14 protein-coding genes and 2 pseudogenes are annotated in these 18,035 nt (G+C 65.6%); 7 read left to right on the top strand and 9 right to left on the bottom strand.

Features of this window, described 5'->3' with window-relative positions:
* The 3 genes from PKD06_RS08615 to PKD06_RS08605 all read left to right on the top strand — a co-directional run.
* Positions 1-846 (top strand): hypothetical protein (locus PKD06_RS08615; protein ID WP_324379538.1); only part of this gene is annotated, 846 nt, incomplete at its 5' end.
* On the top strand, positions 843-1,115 hold the full coding sequence (locus PKD06_RS08610) for a hypothetical protein (protein ID WP_324379536.1): 273 nt from the start codon (positions 843-845) through the stop codon (positions 1,113-1,115). The genes PKD06_RS08615 and PKD06_RS08610, both read left to right, overlap by 4 nt.
* 97 nt (positions 1,116-1,212) lie before the next feature.
* Positions 1,213-1,548: a hypothetical protein gene (locus tag PKD06_RS08605; protein ID WP_324379534.1), complete on the top strand. Its 336-nt coding sequence runs from the start codon at positions 1,213-1,215 to the stop codon at positions 1,546-1,548.
* Between the two features lie 97 nt (positions 1,549-1,645).
* On the opposite strand, the pseudogene PKD06_RS08600 reads toward PKD06_RS08605, so the two are convergent.
* The 3 genes and pseudogenes from PKD06_RS08600 to PKD06_RS08590 all read right to left on the bottom strand — a co-directional run.
* Positions 1,646-1,774, bottom strand: a pseudogene (locus PKD06_RS08600) (transposase); the annotation flags it as partial.
* A gap of 30 nt (positions 1,775-1,804) precedes the next feature.
* On the bottom strand, positions 1,805-5,275 hold the full coding sequence (locus PKD06_RS08595) for a hypothetical protein (protein WP_324379532.1): 3,471 nt from the start codon (positions 5,273-5,275) through the stop codon (positions 1,805-1,807).
* Positions 5,272-8,232, bottom strand: a complete 2,961-nt coding sequence (locus tag PKD06_RS08590) for an NACHT domain-containing protein (protein WP_324379530.1) — start codon at positions 8,230-8,232, stop codon at positions 5,272-5,274. Before PKD06_RS08590 ends, PKD06_RS08595 begins: the two co-directional genes overlap by 4 nt.
* Positions 8,233-8,620: 388 nt before the next feature.
* Here PKD06_RS08590 and PKD06_RS08585 point away from each other — a divergent pair, with 388 nt between their 5' ends.
* From PKD06_RS08585 to PKD06_RS08575, 3 genes and pseudogenes are all read left to right on the top strand, one after another.
* Positions 8,621-8,920: a hypothetical protein gene (locus PKD06_RS08585; RefSeq protein WP_324379529.1), complete on the top strand. Its 300-nt coding sequence runs from the start codon at positions 8,621-8,623 to the stop codon at positions 8,918-8,920.
* Between the two features lie 30 nt (positions 8,921-8,950).
* Positions 8,951-9,710, top strand: a pseudogene (locus tag PKD06_RS08580) (CoA transferase); the annotation flags it as partial.
* Entirely contained in the window at positions 9,707-10,561 is an 855-nt protein-coding gene (locus tag PKD06_RS08575) for a MaoC family dehydratase N-terminal domain-containing protein (protein ID WP_324379527.1), read from the top strand. The pseudogene PKD06_RS08580 and the gene PKD06_RS08575, both read left to right, overlap by 4 nt.
* A gap of 123 nt (positions 10,562-10,684) precedes the next feature.
* On the opposite strand, the gene PKD06_RS08570 is transcribed toward PKD06_RS08575, so the two are convergent.
* Together PKD06_RS08570 and PKD06_RS08565 are read right to left on the bottom strand one after the other, a co-directional pair.
* Complete coding sequence (locus tag PKD06_RS08570) at positions 10,685-11,089, bottom strand: hypothetical protein (RefSeq protein ID WP_324379525.1); 405 nt, start codon at positions 11,087-11,089, stop codon at positions 10,685-10,687.
* Positions 11,090-11,179: 90 nt separating this feature from the next.
* Positions 11,180-11,650 carry a LysR family transcriptional regulator gene (locus PKD06_RS08565; protein ID WP_324379523.1) on the bottom strand — a complete coding sequence of 157 codons (471 nt, stop codon included), beginning with the start codon at positions 11,648-11,650 and terminating at the stop codon, positions 11,180-11,182.
* A gap of 282 nt (positions 11,651-11,932) precedes the next feature.
* Here PKD06_RS08565 and PKD06_RS08560 point away from each other — a divergent pair, with 282 nt between their 5' ends.
* Positions 11,933-12,574, top strand: a complete 642-nt coding sequence (locus tag PKD06_RS08560; RefSeq protein ID WP_324379521.1) for an RraA family protein — start codon at positions 11,933-11,935, stop codon at positions 12,572-12,574.
* 372 nt (positions 12,575-12,946) lie between these two features.
* Here PKD06_RS08560 and PKD06_RS08555 read toward each other — a convergent pair whose 3' ends face one another.
* From PKD06_RS08555 to PKD06_RS08540, 4 genes are all read right to left on the bottom strand, one after another.
* Positions 12,947-14,398: a peptidoglycan-binding domain-containing protein gene (locus PKD06_RS08555; protein ID WP_324379518.1), complete on the bottom strand. Its 1,452-nt coding sequence runs from the start codon at positions 14,396-14,398 to the stop codon at positions 12,947-12,949.
* A gap of 86 nt (positions 14,399-14,484) precedes the next feature.
* Complete coding sequence (locus tag PKD06_RS08550; protein WP_324379516.1) at positions 14,485-15,387, bottom strand: amino acid ABC transporter substrate-binding protein; 903 nt, start codon at positions 15,385-15,387, stop codon at positions 14,485-14,487.
* A 7-nt stretch (positions 15,388-15,394) separates the two neighbouring features.
* On the bottom strand, positions 15,395-16,678 hold the full coding sequence (locus PKD06_RS08545; RefSeq protein ID WP_324379514.1) for a dicarboxylate/amino acid:cation symporter: 1,284 nt from the start codon (positions 16,676-16,678) through the stop codon (positions 15,395-15,397).
* A 265-nt stretch (positions 16,679-16,943) separates the two neighbouring features.
* Positions 16,944-17,978: an Ldh family oxidoreductase gene (locus PKD06_RS08540; protein ID WP_324379512.1), complete on the bottom strand. Its 1,035-nt coding sequence runs from the start codon at positions 17,976-17,978 to the stop codon at positions 16,944-16,946.
* Between the last annotated feature and the right edge of the window lie 57 nt (positions 17,979-18,035).

The raw sequence follows: 18,035 nt of genomic DNA, 5'->3' as shown, positions 1-18,035 counted from the left end.
CAGGCCCATCTCCGCGTGGCGCGTGGCGAGGATGACGATCCCGTCGGCTACCTCCTGACCATTGACGACTTCGGCGGACATTCCTTCAGTACCATCCTTCCCGCCGATCCCGTGACACGCTCGTTCCAGCTCGAGATCGACCGGATCGGCACGTCCTACATCAGGTTCGCAAGCTTCCTGTCGGCGGCGGCGGAAGACGACCCCAAGGGCGCAATTGTCGCCGCCGTCTGGGACAAAATGCGCGCCCGCAGCGCCCAGGCTGCCGCCAAGGTCCTCAAGGCCAAGGGCACCGCCGCAATCGGCGAGCGCGCGCTCCTGGACAGTGCCAGATCCCCGCTGTCGGCTGTTGTGGGAACTGCCCTGCTGTTGCGGGCGAACCGGCTCGACCTGATGAGTGGCTGGACCCGCAACCTTGCGAGCTGGTTTGAAACCATTCCCGACGGAGTCGTCTTCTGGATGGAGCAATGCCGTCGCGAAGCACGTGCGGAATTGGGGCCGGATGCCTCAGCCTGGTTCATCGGTGAACTCCAGGCGCGAAGCTTGCCTTTCACTTGCGACGCCTTCGGCATGGCCGTCGGCATTCTTGGCGAGATCGAGCGCGGTCACTTGCCGTCCGACGGATCGACCCGGGAGGCGGCATGCCATCTTCGTGAGAGATTCGATGCGGTCATGCCGTCCTTTCGCGATGATGGCCTCTTCTGCGCCTATGTCGACATCGTGAAAGATCGGACGGCCATGGAGATGCTCCGCCCCCCGGCAATGAGACTTCTCGAGCGCCGGGACGCTCCCCTAGGCGTGCACAGGCTGAAGCCGACATCCGGCAAGTCAAAAAGGCGACGCAAATGACAGATGCGGAATTTCGAGAGTGGCTCGAGAGCGAGGTGGCGGGTAGGCGCATGACCAATGATCAGCGGTCCGATCTGCTCGATCAAAAAGAAATATTTGATGCAGAAATACCTAACGACAGGCGGAGTGAATACTTAGGTTGGATTGTTGGTTACGTCGCCGGTGAACGTTGTTTAGCGCGCGAGATCCACGCGCTGCTTCAAGATGCAAAGAGCCGTAGACCGGGACGGATGATCTATTTTGAGCCTATTGGCTTCGATCTGGCCTAGCGGAGCGCGTATGCCCGACAATTTAACCTGCCCGAGCACGAGTTCCGCCGATCGTCGTCCGCATCAGGTTGGTTCCGCGGAGGGCCACAAGTGGGGCATGAAAAAGACGGAGAGCGTGGAGTGGCTGATCGACACGGGGGCGCAGCTATCGGTCGTCACTGACGCCACAGGTGCCAAGTTCGACCTGACGCCGGTCGGCGGGTCGGCCTCAGGCACGACAGGCGGCGGCGGCATCATTGTCAAGAGTGGGCTGTCCACCGTCATCCAGGTTTTTGACACCAGTGGAGTTTCCGTAGCGGCAAGTTGTCATAAAGACATCGGGGTCAAGCCGAACAATGCCGGCGGCGAGATTATAGGCATGGATCGAATTTATGACGCAAATGCTAGCGTCGAATGGGATCCAGGCGCGGGCCTCGGTCGAATTCGAAGATAATCAATATAATTCGTGACTGTTCTGGATTTTGTGTGTGGGCGATGGTGATCCCGGTGGAGAGAGCAAGGTCATCAAGAAGGACGCACTGTCGAATTGGTCGGGTGGCCTGCCCTGCGACAACGCGTTGGGACCGGCGGAAGCCGATCTCGGGAAAATAGAGATCGGCATGTTCCGGGCTGATGTGATGGAATACGCCGGCAATCGTGCGCCGGACCCTCGAACTGAATCTTCGAGGAATTTCAGTCCATAACAGCGTCTAGACACCGCTGAACACCGCCTGATGGAAGATCAACTCCGAGAGCGTCGAGCGCGGTGGCGAGCTCGATGCGACGGTGTTGTGCAGCAACAACTGGGGGCCGAGGCGACCGAACATGATGTCGCTGAGCGTTTCTTGAGCGGCCTTCAACGATTGCGCCGTGACGCCATCGTTAGCGCAGATCCGAATGAGCGCCCGCGCCAAAACATAGCTCCGCTGCGGACTGCCCGAAACGTCGCGATAGGCGCTGCTCAAGGTCCTTTGGCTGATCTCCCGGATCTGCCCGACAGCGCGGTCAGCGGCCTCCCGGACATGCGGCACGTCGAGTGCCGCGGAAATGATGGCACAAAGCTCATCCAAGCTGGTGACCGCCCGGCGGCGTCGCCAACCCAAGGGCATGAGGAGAAACGCCGAGCGTCGTGCCGGGTAGGACGGAAATCCTTCCGCGACCTCGGGAAGCGCTGCAAATGCGCCGGCGTCCTCCAGGGCCAAGGCCATGGTATCCGGCCATTCGTTGGCGATGGCGGCGGCGATCACCATCAGCGAAGATAGTGCAGTCATTCGCGGGTCGTCAGGGCGCCAAGCACCCTCCTCGTCATGATGGGTCCACTCGCGGTTCATGTGGCCAATGGTGTCCGCCAGGCGCTTCACGCCGCCGCGGCTGCGCAAAATCATCTCCGCAGCGCTTGTAAAATCCTCATGGATCTCGTCTGCCTCGCCACGCGAGAAGTATTCCGCTCCAAGCTGCTTCAGTGACGCGACAGGGTCGTCTGTGGCGAGGATTTGCCGCCAGGTCCGTACCAGGCCTCGGCTCCGCATCATCTCGAGGAGATCGAGGTGATCGCCGGTGTTCAGGTGTTCCTCACTCAGCAGCCGTCCGAGCCCCATCGGCCCGCCATCGAACAATTCAGCGTTCGACGTCGCCGAAAGTTCGCGAAGCGCGGGAATGACAACATCACCAGGCAAAAGTCCGAAGAGCCAGTCCATTCGATGGGCCACCTGGGCCGCGCACTGCAGGACTCGGTCGACGGTCTTCGGATCGGCCTTGAGGCCGACGGCCCGGTTGATCAAGGTAAGAAAGAAGCTCGGCGTGCAGGCGCTGATACAGCCGATGAGCATCCGCGCCGCCCCGGCGTCATCCAAGCCCTCTCGTGACTGCTCGATAAGCTGTTCCGCCAGACGGGGTCCGTCAAACACGGTAGCCTCATAGTACCAGAGCAGCCGCAATCGCACATAAGGCGGTGCCTTGAGGGTGGCGCGGGTCAGCGTGAGAAGCACCTCAAGGCCGACGGTCGAGGAGCGCCTGCCAGCCATAAGCTTCGCACGCGACAGGTTCAGCCTGGGTGCTAGAAGCAGACTGGTGGCGCGCGCTCGGACTTGGTCGTCTGCATCCGAGAGCCCACGCACGACGGCGGCGCAATTCGCCTTGGAAAGGCCGAGCGCGGCGGCGCCGACCAGGTCGGCCGCGAGATCCGATCCCTCTGGGGCCGCTTCGACGGCCAAGGGAGCGGCGCCGATGGGGTATTGCCCGAGCTTCTGCAGGATAGTTCGGACAAGGTCCGACTTTCCGTCTTCAAGAAGCTCGCGCAAGACGAGAATTCCCGGAACGGGCAGACGCAGCGGCGATGCTCCTTCGAATAGTTTCAGGAAACGCTCGCGGCCCTCCGCAGTGGTGACCACGGCGTGTTCGACGGCGGCGAAGTCGGGGGACGCGCGACCCGAACGGTTCAACTCGTCGACGGCGAGCGCATAGGCGGTCAATGCCGCCATGGCTTGAACATCGAAGAAGGCGGCTTGGGCGTAGGTCGCCTGGTCGGACAGGAGCCGCAGGGCCTCGCCGCGAGCGCGCACGGCATAGGCCAGGAGAATCGGGCTGAGCCTGGATGCCAGTTGCCGGAAGGCGGCGGCGGCGTTCGGGCAGCGGAGCGCAAAGGGCCGGATGAGGCGCAACGCCTCCGCGCGGGTCCAGGCGTCGAGGATTTTCTCGGCCTCCGCCACGGCTTCGACAAGCATGGCGTCGCGCTCGGCGACTGGCAGGAAGATGCAATTTCTCGCCAACAGGCAGGCGCGCTCCCCGGGGGCGACACCGGATACGGAGCGAGCCCGGCGTGCGCGGCTTGCCGCGACCTTCGGATCATTTGTCCGGCTCGCCGCCATGTCCCAGGTGCGCGCCCTTTCGAATGGGTCCGAGATCTGTTCAATCGCCTCGATGATGATCGCGTCGAGCTCGCGCTGGCGAACCGAGGGCAGGGGCCCGAGGAGCCGCAGCAGCACTCGCGCGCGGGTCCCAGGGTCGGGCGCGAGAAGGGCCCGCTCCACCAGTTGCTCCACCGGATCCGATGGCTCGTCGGTCACTTCAAATGCGTCCCTTGGCCCTTCACTCTGTTGCCCCCAGTCCAGCGCGGCCAGGGCGTCGAGCTCCATAGTCGCGGACGTCACCATGCCCAGCCAGGCCGGTGGACGTTCACGAAGTTCGTCAAGCACGGTGGTGCGCACCAGAGAGATTTCCGGAGGCGAGCGTTCCGCAAAATCGAGGATGTCCAGGAACAAAGCCATCGGAAGGTCTTCGACGCTGCTTGAGATCGACGGCGCAGGAACGTCGAACTCGGAGTTGGACCCCGCGAACGCATTGCTGGCTCCGAGTTTCGCCAGGGCTTTGATCGCAGCTCTTGCGAGTTGATCGAGGGAAACGGCGAAATGATCGACAGCGTCGTCACCCTGACCTGACAAGGCTCGCCCCATCATCTCCCGCAGATAGACATCGAAGGCGACGCCTCGTGTCTTGTCCGCAGCAGCCAGGGACAACGGGAGGTCGAACTCACCCGCAAGAGAGCTTACCGCGTCAAAAAAAACCGCCAGCTCCACGTCGGGCAGATCCGGGAGTTTCTTCTCGGACATCAAGCTGTGCAGAGCCCGGAAGGCGGCGTCCTGCAAATCATCCGCCGCCCTTTCAAGCAACGCCGCTTCCGGATCGCCGGGTGCAGCCGTCGGGCGCAGGCCAAGCATCAGGCCTGCGATCCATCGCTCGGCCGCAACTGCCTCGCCGGAATCGGCCACGATCAGAGACGCGGGCGTTCGATCGGCTCGCAGCACCTCGACGATTTCCTTGGCCAGGAGAGGCTCGCGCCAGAGAAATTCGGGCCGGAAGCGGGACGAAAATTCCGGGTTCGCTGTCAGCTTTTTCTCGGCGGGCGCCGTATCGAGATGGACAGCCAGCGCATAGATCGCGTCCTCGGAATGGATAAGCTCCCGGAAGTGCCACGGGAGCGTGCTCTCGCTTTCCCGTCGAACATTGTCTTCGGCCTGGAGGTAACGGGCGATCGCAGTGTCGCGCTTGATCTGCTCCATGGCGCCGAGATCCGCATAGCCGCCGGCGAGGGCGGCGAGGACCCTCAGCCAGCGGGGATCCGCGGTTGCGGTGATCCCTTTTCCATCCTTGCGCAGGAAATGCTTCAGCGTCTCCCCGGTCATCGGCTGGCTTCCTGAGTCACGCTGACGGCGGTGACGCGTCGGCGCAGGATGGCTCGGATGTAGGCGGCGTCGCTTGCCGCCCATTGCCAAGCATCGGCCAACGCGCCGAGCACTGCGACGTCGGTGAGGTCCATCGCCTCGCAAACCGCGGCGGCGGCTCGAGCGCGAGACCGATCTTCTCGCGCCTGTCGCAGACCATTGGCGATGACTGCGTTGAAGGCTGGATTGAAGCTTGGCTTTTGAGTGAGCTTGACCAATGCCCGTCGAAGCGGCGGATGAGCTTGTGGCCGCTCCAGCAACGGCGCCAGGCGACTCACAAAATCGAGGTGCAGCTCGGCCACGGTCGCGACGAGGTCACAACTCAGGTCGTCGGCCTCTCCGAGAGCCTCAAGGAACAATACCCATGGCCGGGCGCCGTTGTAGTTCGCCGACACCCTCTGCATTTCGCGAGCCAGGGGCGCCGCGCTTCGACCCCTGTCCTTCAAGCGCAGGATTACGGCGAAGCGAACCGGCTGGGTCGAGCCCGGGCGTCGGGCCAACCCCCCTATGATCGCATCAGACCGGAGCGGGAGATGCGCCACATGACGCCCGCAGAGGTATTCCTGAAGACCGCGGTGAACAAACCCGAACAGCTGTTGGGTCTTCTGCTGCAGCAGCCCGAAGTCGTTCGCAATCGCGCCGCTCACCTGTCTCGCAAACAGCGCCCGGTCGCCAACGCCCGCAGGCGCCATCTCTCCGATCGACCGTTCGAGGTCGTGAAGCGAAATGAGATCGCCGTTGAGATCCGTATCGAACACGTGGAAGGCGGCGCGTCCCAGCGCCTCCATCACGAAGCCGCGATCGGGGGGCGGGGCGAGCGTCTCGTCCGCGGCCATGAGTTCGGCCGCATGGTCGCAGGACAGTTCGCTCACCCTTTCGAACAGCCCGATTTCGTCCCGCGGCAAGGCATTGTCGGCGCAGAAGACGCCGATGATCATCGCCGCGAGCAACGGCGTGGTCTTCAGATCACGCAGTTGCGAGGCCTCGAATTCCTCGGGCAACCGGACCGCGATGTGGGCGAAGATATCGGCAAGATCCGGATTTGCGAGCGTCGCGGTGTCGAAGAAGGACTTGAAGAACGCCAGCAGCTGAGGCTCGTCCATGCGGCCGAGGGCGAAGACTCTAAGATCCTCGCTCGTGATCGGGGCATTAAGGTAGCCACTGACCCTGCTGGTCACCAGGATGCGGTTCTGCAGCGGACCGGTGCGGCTCGACCAGAGCTCCCGCCAGCGCTGGACTTCGTCGGACTGTTGGTGGAGATCCAGGCCCGAGAGGAAAGAATCCGCCTCCGACGCGCGAAGCCAATGGGCCAACCGTTCGGCCTCGGCCACGATCACCTGGCGGTCGGATGGATCGGAGACTTCGTCCAGGCCATCAAGGACGATGAGCAGTCGACCCGAGCGCGCGAGATCGGTGAGGACGGCGGTTGCTTTCGCAGGGTCGTTCTTCCACTCGGGAATGGCAGCGCAGAGGTTGTCCCGCAGCCGGGTCTGGAACGAGCCGCGTTCGCCATCGGGTCCGCGGCTGCGGTGGAATTCTGAGATCTGAATGACCAGCGGAAGGCGGCCGCCCCCGGTCTTCTCCTCTGTCAGGAACTGCTCGGCCGCCTCTCGGACGAGCAGCCGAACCAGCGAGGTCTTCCCCGAGCCGGGATCCCCAAGAATGAGGGAAAACGGCTCCTCCAGCGGCGCCGTCGACGCCACCTTCGGGCCGCCCGGCTGCCCGCTCAGGGCGGCGGCCTCACCCCCTCGCGCAAAGGGGTCCAGTTGTGAGCGCGCTACGCTGGAGGCGCCAGCGAGCATTTCGATCTGCGGCACGGGTTCGCGGTGAACGCTGCCGAAAAAGCCCACGAGCGGGATTTCGGTCAGCCGCCGCTCTTTCACGCGAACAGGGGGAATGCGCACGTTCGCCTGAAGATGCAGGATGTCTTCGACATAGCAGCGAAGGTTGCTTTTATCATTGCGTTGCTGCGCGGGAAGCTGTTCGGCGACGGAAGCGATGAAGCACGGAAGGTCGGGGTAGCTCTCGCCAAACAGATAGAGACCGCATCCGTATGGGGCGGGCCGCGGGCCGTGCACCGTCCAGTCCACTATGGCGAGGGCGTCGAGATCATGCCGCTGCGACGACCGGACGCGAGCGGCGAGCAAGGGCGAGATATCCTCGTCGAAGAGGCCTTCGCCGCAGCCGATGAGAATGGGGACGCAGCGCTGGAACAACATCGCAGCTTCCGAGCCAGCCTGTGCATTGCGCTTGCATAAATTCGTGTACTGGGTCTTGGAAAAGATACTCTCGCCGCGCCAGTCGTAGCGACCGTGAAGGTGGACCACATATCGGCGCGGGTCGGCGATCAAAGAGGGCAGGCTCGGAGTGTCATCCTTGAGACAGATCGGCTCGCGCTGGAAGTGATCGGCGGCCAATCGGTCGTAGTTGGTGGTCGCCAGGATGACGCGGCGCGGACCAAGGCCGTCAATCAAGTGGCCGATGGATTCGAAGATCGTCGGGTCGACAACCGTAAGCAGGGAAATCGTCTGATTAATCCATTGAAGGCAATATTCACTGCCCTTTACAGTAGGGGATTGCTTGTCGAACCCTTCAATCACCCAGTCAGCAAATTCCGTCAGAGCCGACGCCGTGAAGCTCCCCGCTTCGAGCGTCGCAAGCGCTCCCCGCAGGCGAACCATGAGATGGAGATCCTGGGCCAACCCTGGTGTCGCTTGGTCGCTGAGCAGGTGCTGCAGTGCATGTTTCACGAGGCCGGCCCAGGTGGAGCACTTGTGCGGCCCGGTTGTCGCCGAAGCGGTTGCAGCGGCGGAGACGCCAGCTCCCAGGACGATCAGGAAGTAGCTGTCGTCATAGGCCTCGATAATGTGTTTGAGCCGGCCGAGAACCCGCGACTTCTGCGCTTCATTAACCGCCATGTCGTCGCACGCACCCGCATCATCTGCCCAAGCTCACGGTCGCCCTGCCGCGCGCCGCCAGCTTCACAATGTGATAGGTTGTAGTTGCGATCAAGCGCAAGTTGTAAGCGCTCGGCGAACGGCCCTGCCGGGCGGGCCGCCTGGGCGGTCGGTATGGACGGTGCCCGCTGAGCCGTTCCTGGCGTGCATGTCGAAGGACTTGCGCCGGGGATCGCCTTGGTCCGGGATCGAGCCCTATTTCTTCGCCCATGTCCCGGCGATGGCGGACCTGCGGCGTCACGGCTCCCTATCAAATCGGAATACCAGAACGCGAATTCGCTATTCGCCTTGTCGGCTCGCAACCGGTAGTACCGGCTGTGACTATACTCCGGGGCCCGGGGAATACGACATGGAAACCGAGCAATCGCCAGAGGAAGGTTGGCAAGGCGACGTCTTCCGCGTCCTGAAGGATCATGGCGTGAAGTACATCGTCTACGTGCCGGATGCGGGCCATTCGACCGCGCTCCGGCTGGCCGAGGCCGACAGCGAGGTCCAGGCGGTGGTGCTGACGACCGAGGAGGAGGGGATCGGCTATCTTGCGGGCGCCTGGCTCGGGGGCGAGCGCGGCGCGCTTCTCATGCAGTCGAGCGGCGTCGGGAACTGCATCAACACGCGCGCGCTGCAATCCTGCGCCCGCTTCCCCTGCTGATAGTCATGACCTGGCGCGCCGATCGGCCCGGACGAGTTGCGCAAGAGGCCTCCTCGTCTGATCCTGTGCTCGATCAGCGGCTGTGGCGAGCAGGGACCGCTGGCGGAGCGCGAGGCCTATGACCTCCTGGCCCAGGCCAAGTCCGGATTGTCCTCGATCACCGGCGGGGGTCGGCATCTCCCTCGTCGATATCGCGACGGCCCATGCCGCGACCCTCGAAACGCTGATTGCGCGGGGCGTCACGGGCGAAGGCGCCGATATCCGCGTCTCGATGTTCGACGTCCTGGCCGGCTGGCTGACGGTGCCGCTGCTGAATCACGAGAGCGGCAAGTCGCCGGGGCGCATCGGCCTCGCCCATCCCTCGGTCTCCCCCTATGGCGTTTTCGCCACGCGTGACGGTCGGCGGATCCTGATCTCGATCCAGAGCGAGCGCGAATGGATGAAGTTCTGCACCGTGTTCCTGGGCGATCCGGCGCTCGCGGCCAACGAGCGCTTCCCGAGCAATGTCGGGCGCATGCGCAACCGGGCGACGCCCGCCGCCCTCGTCGCCGCCGCCTTCGCCCGCCTCGGCGAGGCCGTCGATCTCCTGACGCGGGCAGATGCCGCCTTCGCCTCCGTCAACGACATGGCGGCCTTGTCGGCGCATCCGCATCTGCGCCGGATCAGGGTCGACATGCCGGCAGGCCCGGTCGCCTTCCCGGCCCCGATCGTGATCGGGGAGACACGCGATTGCGGCCAGGCCCCAGCCATCGGCGAGCCCTGGGCGATCGAACAGAGGCAAGCATCATGACGACATCCCCCATGCTCGACATCGATCATCTGCGCTCGTGGATCGGCCGCGAGGACATCGGCACCGACCTCGTGACGGAGGATCTCGCTCGCAAGTACCACGCGACGCTCGACCTGCCGGGCGAGGCGCCGAGACAGGGCGAGACCGTCCCGCGCCTGATCCATTTCTGCCTCGCCCAGCCGGCGGCGCCGACCGCCCGGCTCGGACCGGACGGGCATCCGCAGCGCGGCGGCTTCCTCCCGCCGGTGCCGCTGCCGCGGCGCATGTGGGCCGGCGGTGCCTTCGTCTTCCACGGCGACCTCCGGGTCGGCGACGAGGCGCGGCGCATCTCGCGCATCGAGGATGTCGCGCTCAAGCGGGGCCGCACCGGCGTGCTCTGCTTCGTCACCGTCCGGCATCGCGTGGAGGCGGGCGGCTGGCTCGTGGTCGAGGAGCGGCAGGACATCGTCTATCGCGATCTCGATCCTCCCGGAGGGACCGCCAAGGCGCCGCCGGCGGCCGAGCAGGGCGTCCACCAGCGCCCGATGAAGGCCGAGGCGCCCCTCCTGTTTCGCTACTCGGCGCTCACCTTCAACGGCCACCGCATCCATTACGACCGCCGCTACGTGACCGAAATCGAGGGCTATCCGGGGCTGATCGTGCACGGGCCGATGCAGGCGGCGCTCCTGTGCAACTATGCCGGCGAACTGCGCGGAACCCCGCCGGCGCGTTTCAGCTTCCGCGGCCTCTCGCCCCTCTTCGACGACGATGCCTTCGCGCTGCACGCGATCGAGACGGCCGACGGGCTCAAGCTCTGGACAGCCAAGCAGACTGGTCCGCTCTGCATGATTGCGGAAGCTGCATGGTCGTGAGCACGACGTTTGACTTTACAGCCGCGCTCTTCGTTCCGGGCAACCGTCCGGATCGATATGCATATCCTGTCGGGGGCCTCACCGATCCGCCCTGCCTCGACCGCCTCCTCGCGAACTCGCCGACTAGGGGGAGTCCCGGCGCGACTCGGAGATCGGGCGCGACCTGTCCAAGGTCCGCACCATGAAGCCGCTCTGGTCGCGATACGGCACCTGTCCCGGCATCCCGCTCGGCGGGCTCGACATATGGATGCCGCCCCGGCACGACACCCCGTCCTTGCCGCCGGCGATGACGAGGACCCGATCGTCCGTCGCGATCCGGGCGATGACCGGCGAGATCAGGTGGACCGTCGGCGCGGCATCCTGTTTCGGCCCGAGCTGAACGATGCTCGCCCGTCCGACGATCTTCGGACAATCCCAGAGCGGCCGCAGCCCGCAGGTCGCGCCGGGAAGCCCGAGGAAATCAAGGGCGCCCGAGACCGTGTTGGTATCGAGGGCGGCAAGCCGATCGAGCAGGGGCGTCTGTGTCATCCGATGGGGGCTCCTTGGACGATCCGAGTGGAATATCATCGGGACCCAAAGCATGTATGTTTTCGTGTCGCCATAGCTGCGATGCGAAGATCAGATCAGAGCCGGCACCGCGGGCTCAAGAGAGAGTAAAGCACACGTTCCAAGGCGGCTGACCTGCCCTGGAAGTGTCAGGTTGCGGATGTCGGCGGCGCGGGCCCTCATGGCCGAAGTCATCGCGCCGATGTGAAGGACGCCCGATTGTCCTGCCGCGATCTCCCGAATGACGCTTTCCAGACGTTCGACCTGTTCCGCGAATTGCGGCACCCCCGGCAGCAACGCGGTGCCGGCCGGACTGAGCTTCGTTCCACGCCGCGACCGTTCGAACGACTGAAGCTTGAGTGCATGTTCCAGCACCTTGATCTGTTCCGTCAACGGCGGCTGCGAAATGCGGAGGCGGGGCGCCGCCCTGCCAAAGGGCTGTTCTTCGGCGACGGCAAGAAACATCCAAAGTTGCCGGATCAGCCGGAAATCGATCGTGCCCCTCTGGATTCTCCGCGGAGGCCGGGCGGCCCTCCGAGTCATCTATAATAGCTCCCGACGAGGCTTTTTCTCGCTACGCGGCCGCATTCGGCAGGTTTCACCGCCGGCAAGCCCGCATGCGCGCTCCCTGGCATGGGCGCCAGCGGCGGACGGAGTTGACCTGTCGCGGCAATCCGACGTTCCCGGCGCCGGAAACACCACCAAAAATTCGAAGACATACACTTTCGGCATATCGATTTGTGCAAAACGATATTTGATCTTTTGCGCCGAAAGGAGTGCAAATGGTCCGCGGCTGAAATCCTTGGGTTGGGCGGAGACTGGTTCATGGCGGGTTCGGGAGAGACTGGCGGAAGCAGCGGCGGCGCCGATGGAGCCCTGATCGAGGCGTTCCGAAGCGCGGCAACCGCGGTCATCAGCGACAATCTCTCGCGGCTCCCCGGATGCGTCGGCTTGCGCCCCTTTCACGGGCACGGACGGACCATGGTCGGGACGGCGCTGACGGTTCGCACCGCGGCGGGCGACAATCGCATGATCCACAAGGCGCTCGACCTCGTGCGGCCCGGTCATGTGATCGTCGTCGACGGCGGCGGCGATATATCCCGCGCGCTGGTCGGAGAGATCATGGCGAACATCGCCTTGAGCCGCGGGGCGGCGGGATTTGTCCTCGACGGCGCCATCCGCGACGCGTCGGCGCTGGCGGTGCTCGATCTTCCGATTTTCGCGCGGGCAGCCATCCATCGCGGGCCCTATAAGAATGGACCGGGAGACATCAATGTTCCGGTTTCGGTGGGCGGGATGGTGGTGAGCCCGGAGGATATCGTCGTCGGAGATGCCGATGGCGTCGTCGCCTTTCCCCAGGCGATCGCCCCCGCCCTGCTCGAGGCGGTGCGCGCCCAGGAGGCGCGTGAAGCAGACATCATGAGGAGTATCGCGGACGGCACCTATGCCGGAGCCTATGCCCGATAAATCCCCCATATGAGCCACGATCGGAAACTCCCGCAGTCGTATCCTTGGGAGGAGATGCGGCTGCTTCGGCATAGGTGTAGAACAATTCATCAAATATAAGCACATAAACAACAATAAATACAAAATTTCATGCTGAAAATATTAGTATCTGCATTAAAGATAATACTTGCTTCGCTCTATTAGTCTAGTGAATATTTAGCTTTGGGGCGAAGCAATGGTAATGAAAGAAGGGATAATCCAGATAATCTGGTCACGCCATGGCCCGACTTTCATTCCGATCCCAAGCCCCGAGGCAAAGCTGACACGATAATATCGCCGACACGCGCTCATCCTTCGACGATCCTTCTCCTGGCTCTCTCTCTCTGCTCTGGCTCAGGGGCGGCCGGCCGGCAGGCGGATGCCCGGCGGCTCGGCCGAGCGCGGGGGTTGGCCGGAACACTCGATCCGCACGAGGGAGGGGAGAATGGCCGCCGCCGATCCGGCTGGAGCCGGGCCTTGCCCAGGCTGCGTCGGCTGCAGGCTCGGAGCGGACTGCAGGCCTGCCGCGTCCTTCATCGGCGCGGCGCCGATGAAGGGATAGGCGGCCGGCGGGAGGGGGCCCCCCACCATGCGCCGGCCGAGGGGCGGCGATCCGATCATGCCCCCGGCCGCGCCCGTCCGGTCGAGCACGACCGCGCCGGCAGCCCCCTCCTGGAGCGGGGCCACGAGCCGGCCCTCCGCCACGAATTCCGCCGGCGTCACGACGGCCCGCCCGCCTTCGCTCGCGGCGAAGAAGGCGACGAGGCCCGACCCTTCCGGCGATCCCGACGCAAAGCGCAGAGGCGCCGGGCGGCGGACGCTTGCCGGCTCGATTATCGCGAGGTCGCGGGATTTCGAGACGATACGCGCGGCCGCGCCCTCGATGCGCGGCTCCGGGCAGGCGTCCAGAGCCGCGGTCGGCGCGAGCACCCGGCGTGGCGCCACAGCGAGGCCGGTCAGCGCGAATCCCGTGGCGGATGCCGCAGGCCTCGGGGGAGGGGGCGGGCGCTCCGCCATCAGGCCCGGCTCCACGGCCTTGCCGAAGGGCTGGAAGCTGTTGGCGATCGCGACCGTGATCCGGTCGAAATCGCCGGCCAGCGCCTTGTCGTAGCCGATCGAGAAGCCGCGGATGGCGCCCTCGCCCTGGGCGTAGCGCGAATAGAAGCGGCCGCCGGCCGTCTCCCCCGCGATGACGAAGAAATCGGGCCGCGCCAGCCGGTAGGTGACGTTGCGGCCCGCCGTGCGGATGGCGATGTTGCGCTCGTAGAGGCCGCGCAATTCGTCCGGGCTCCCGGGCTGGGAGCGGGTGTCGAGCGTCACCCGCTCGTCGGCGGACTGGTAGCGTGTGCCTCCGATCGTGTTCGGGCTTCGCTTGGGCAGCAGCTTCTGCGGGATGCCGATGCGGACCCCCGAGGCCGGATCGGCCACGAGGGCGAATCCGGCCGCCGCCTTCGCCCGCCCGGCCGCGGCGGAGAGGGCGCTCAGGGAGGGGCGGTCCAGGATGCCGCTGGCGGGCCGCCTGGTGCGCCGCTGCCATGCCTGGATGGCCTCGAAGCTGCGCGGCCCGAAGCTGCCATCGGCGGTCGAGGCGTAATCCCCCGTCCAGACGAGCGCGTCCTGGATCGCGATCCGGTCGGCTTCGGGCAGCGCCTCGAAGGCGGCGCGGGCCGCCTCGTAGGCCGGCCCGGGAAGGGCCTGCATCGCCTCCTCCCCCGCCTCGGCCTGCGCGAGACAGGGCGATGCGGCCGCCAGAAACGCAAGAATCGCAGCCGCAGGAGCGATCGCGCCCGTGCCAGTTCCCGTCATGTCCAAGTTCCCCTCGCCGAAGCCGCCATCCTGCCATGCCGGGCGGAAAACGGAAGCTCCGGCGGCCGGGACCGCGAGGGTAGCGTCTAATCCGGCGGAAGACCCAGCATTTCCCAGAAATGCATCAGCTCGTCCGACATGGGGATGTTCAGCCGCTCCCCGGTGGGCAGGCGCCGCCTGAACCAGCGATCGTAGATCCAGATCGCCTCCCGCGATTCCGCCAGCCGCACGAAGGTCGCCTTGACGAGGTCGGCGAGCTGGGGATCGTCCTTGCGGAAGGCGATGCCGTAGGGCTCGTAGGAGAGAGCGGAGGGCAGGATCGCATAGGCGTTCCCGGCCGGCCCGGCCGCGGCCCTGAGACCGTAGAGCAGCACGTCGTCGAGCGCGAGGGCCTGGGCCTCCCCGGAAACCAGCTTCTGGAAGGAATCGGCGTGGTCGCGGCCCTTGATGATGTCGACCGACATCTTGAGCCGCGCGGCGATCGCGCGGACGGCCTCCTCGTTGGTGGTTCCTTCGGTCACCACCACCGTCTTCCCGCCGAGGTCGCGATAGGACTTGATGGGTCCGCCCGCCTTCACCATGAGCTTCGTCGCGCTGATGAAGGTGACCGGGGAGAAATCGACCACCTTGCGGCGCTCTGCATTCGCCGTGGTCGAGCCGCATTCGAGATCGACCTTGCCCGAGGCGACGGCGTCGAGGCGCGAGGCGGAGGTGACCGGCTCGAAGCGGATGGCGAGATCCCTGCCGAGCGCCTTCGACATGTCGTCGACGATCTCGCGGCAGAGGTCGATGGCGTAGCCGATCGGCTGGCCGGCCCCGCCGGGAAGGTAGGAGAAGGGTAGCGAACTTTCGCGGTATCCGATGGTCACCGTGCCGCTCGCCTGCGCCTTCTTAAGGGTGCCCGTCAGCTCGTCCGCCGCACGGGCGGAAAGCCCCGTGGCCGCCGCGAGGAGAAGGGCTGCCAGGAGCCGCAGGAAGGTTCCGGCCATGGCGCCCTCAATCGCCGGCCGGCATCGGGACGGCGTTGTCGAGCGCGCGGTCGATCCGCTGGTCGGTCAGCTTGAGCTGGCCCTCCCATTTGGCGACCGCGGCGGTCGCGACCGCGTTGCCGATGACGTTGGTCGCCGAGCGGCCCATGTCGAGGAACTGGTCGATGCCGATGATGAGCAGGAGGCCCGCCTCGGGGATGTTGAAGGTCGAGAGCGTCGCGGAGATCACCACCAGCGAGGCGCGGGGCACGCCGGCCATGCCCTTCGAGGTCACCATGAGCAGGAGCAGCATGGTGAATTCCTGCCCCCAGGTCAGCGGGATGCCGTAGGCCTGCGCGATGAAGATCGTCGCGAAGGTGCAGTACATCATCGAGCCGTCGAGGTTGAACGAATAGCCCATCGGCAGGACGAAGCTGGTGATCTTGTTCGGGATGCCGAAGCGCTCCAGGTTCTCCAGCGTCTTGGGATAGGCGGCCTCGCTCGAAGCTGTCGAAAAGGCGAGGATGAAGGGCTCCTTCACGGCGTTGATCAGCCGGCCGATATGGCTGCCCACCACGAAATAGCCGGCGACGATGAGCAGGCCCCACAGGATCGCCAGGCTGAAATAGAAGTAGAGCATGAACTTGGCATAGGTGAACAGGACGCCGATGCCCTGCGTCGTGATCGTGGCGGCCATCGCAGCGAAGACGGCGACGGGCGCGAACTTCATGACGTAGCCCGTGATCCGCAGCATGACGTCGGCGAGGCCCTCGACGCCCTCGGCGAGGAACTTGCCCTTCTCGCCGAGCGAGGCGAGCCCGACGCCGAAGAAGATGGAGAAGACGACGATCTGAAGGATCTCGTTCTGCGCCATCGCCTCGACCACGCTTCGCGGCACGAGATGGGTAACGAATTCCTTGAGCGAGAGCGAGCTGGCCTTGAGGTTGGTCGAGGCCGAGACGTCCGGCAGCGGCAGGTTCAGGTTCGCGCCGGGCTGGAGCAGGTTGACCATCACGAGGCCGAGCAGCAGCGAGACGAAGGAGGCGCTGACGAACCAGGCGAGCGCCTTGGCGCCGACCCGGCCGACCGAGGCCGTGTCGCCCATATGCGCGATGCCGACGACGAGGGTGGAGAAGACGAGCGGCGCGATGATCATCTTGATCAGCCGCAGGAAGATGTCGCTGACGAGGGAGATGTAGCCGGCGATGGTCTTGGCGGTCTGCGTGTCCGGGAAGGCCGTGCTGCACGCCCAGCCCACCAGGATCCCGAGGATCATGCCGACGAAGATATAGGTGGTCAGCCGGCTTTGCATGAACCTCTCCCGCCCGGGTATCGCCACGGCGCCAGCATGATTAAGGACCCGTTTTCTTCCCTTGTCACGCCGATTCTTGAGCCGCCGTCGCGTGATGCCGGGCCTTGGTGGAGGCGGGCTCGCGGATGCTCGCGGACGAGGCAGCCCTGCCGTCCCTTTCGGCAGTGGCCCGCGATTGCTTTCTCCTGGTTGCCGCGGCCGGGCTTGTCCCGGCCATGGCACTGGTGGTGAGGGAACGGGCCGTCCCGACTCGTTGGATTTCGTGTCAGAGAGCGGCGCCGAGGCCCCGCAGGGTGTCGCGCAGGCCCGGGGGGATCGCGATGCCCTCGCGCGCGGTCCGGGCCCGCGCGGCGTAGCGGCGGGCGGAGGGCAGGCGAGTGCCCTCCTGCGCGAGGATGCGCTCGAACAGCTTCTCGCCATGGCGGAGCGGGGCCCCGCGGTCGCCGCCAGGGGCAAGGCGAGCCGGGTCGAGCGCCAGGACCAGTTCGCCCCCGCAGGGCGCACCCGTCCCGGCCTTGTCGCGTTCTCCCGCCTCGAAGCTCAGGACGTCGCCGATCAGCGGCCCTGCGAGCAGCTCGATCATCAGGGCGATGGAGGACCCTTTCGGCCCACCGAAGGGAAGCTGGGCTCCCGCCAGCGCCGTGGCCGGATCGGAGGTCGGGCGCCCATCCGGCCCGATCGCCCAGCCTTCGGGCAGGGTCCTGCCGTCGCGCAGGCGGATCTGGATCTCGCCGCGCGCGCTCGCGCTCGACGCCTGGTCGAAGACCAGCGGCGGCCCTTCGGGACGCGGCCAGCCGAAGGCCATCGGATTGGTGCCGAAGAGGGGGCGGGTCCCGCCCCAGGGCGCGACGGTGGCGGTCGCCGAGGTGAAGGCAAAGGCGACGAGCCCGCGCCCGGCGAGGCGCTCGACCTCGGGCCAGAGCGGCCCGACGTTGTGGGCGTTGTTGACGGCGAGCGCGGCGATGCCCTGCGAGGCCGCGAGTTCCGCCAGCGGCTCCGCCCCCTGTTCGAGCGCGAGAGGAATGAAGCCGAAATGCGCGTCGATCCGCACGAGCCCCGGCGCGGGCCGGCTCAGGGTCGGCTCGGCATCGGGCGAGGCTTGCCCGGCCTTCAGCGCGTTCACGTAGAAGGGAAGGCGGAAGAGCCCGTGATGATGGCACTCGTCCCCCTCCGCCGCCCGGATCGTGCGCGAGATCGCCGCGGCGTGCCGCTCTGCGAAGCCATGCTCCAGCAGGATCGCCCGCGAGGTATCGTAGACCTCGCCGAGCGTCAGCCGCAGACCGCCTTCTTCTCCGCTCATGTCTTGGCGAGGTCTCCGATGAGGCTGGCGGCGACGGTGAGCCGGGAGACGGTCAGG

The sequence above is a fragment of the Enterovirga sp. genome, assembly GCF_035325185.1.
In the GTDB taxonomy this organism is placed as follows: Bacteria; Pseudomonadota; Alphaproteobacteria; order Rhizobiales; family Beijerinckiaceae; genus Enterovirga.
The sequence above is the reverse complement of the archived record's forward strand: the minus strand, read 5'-3'. Positions and strand labels throughout refer to the sequence as shown.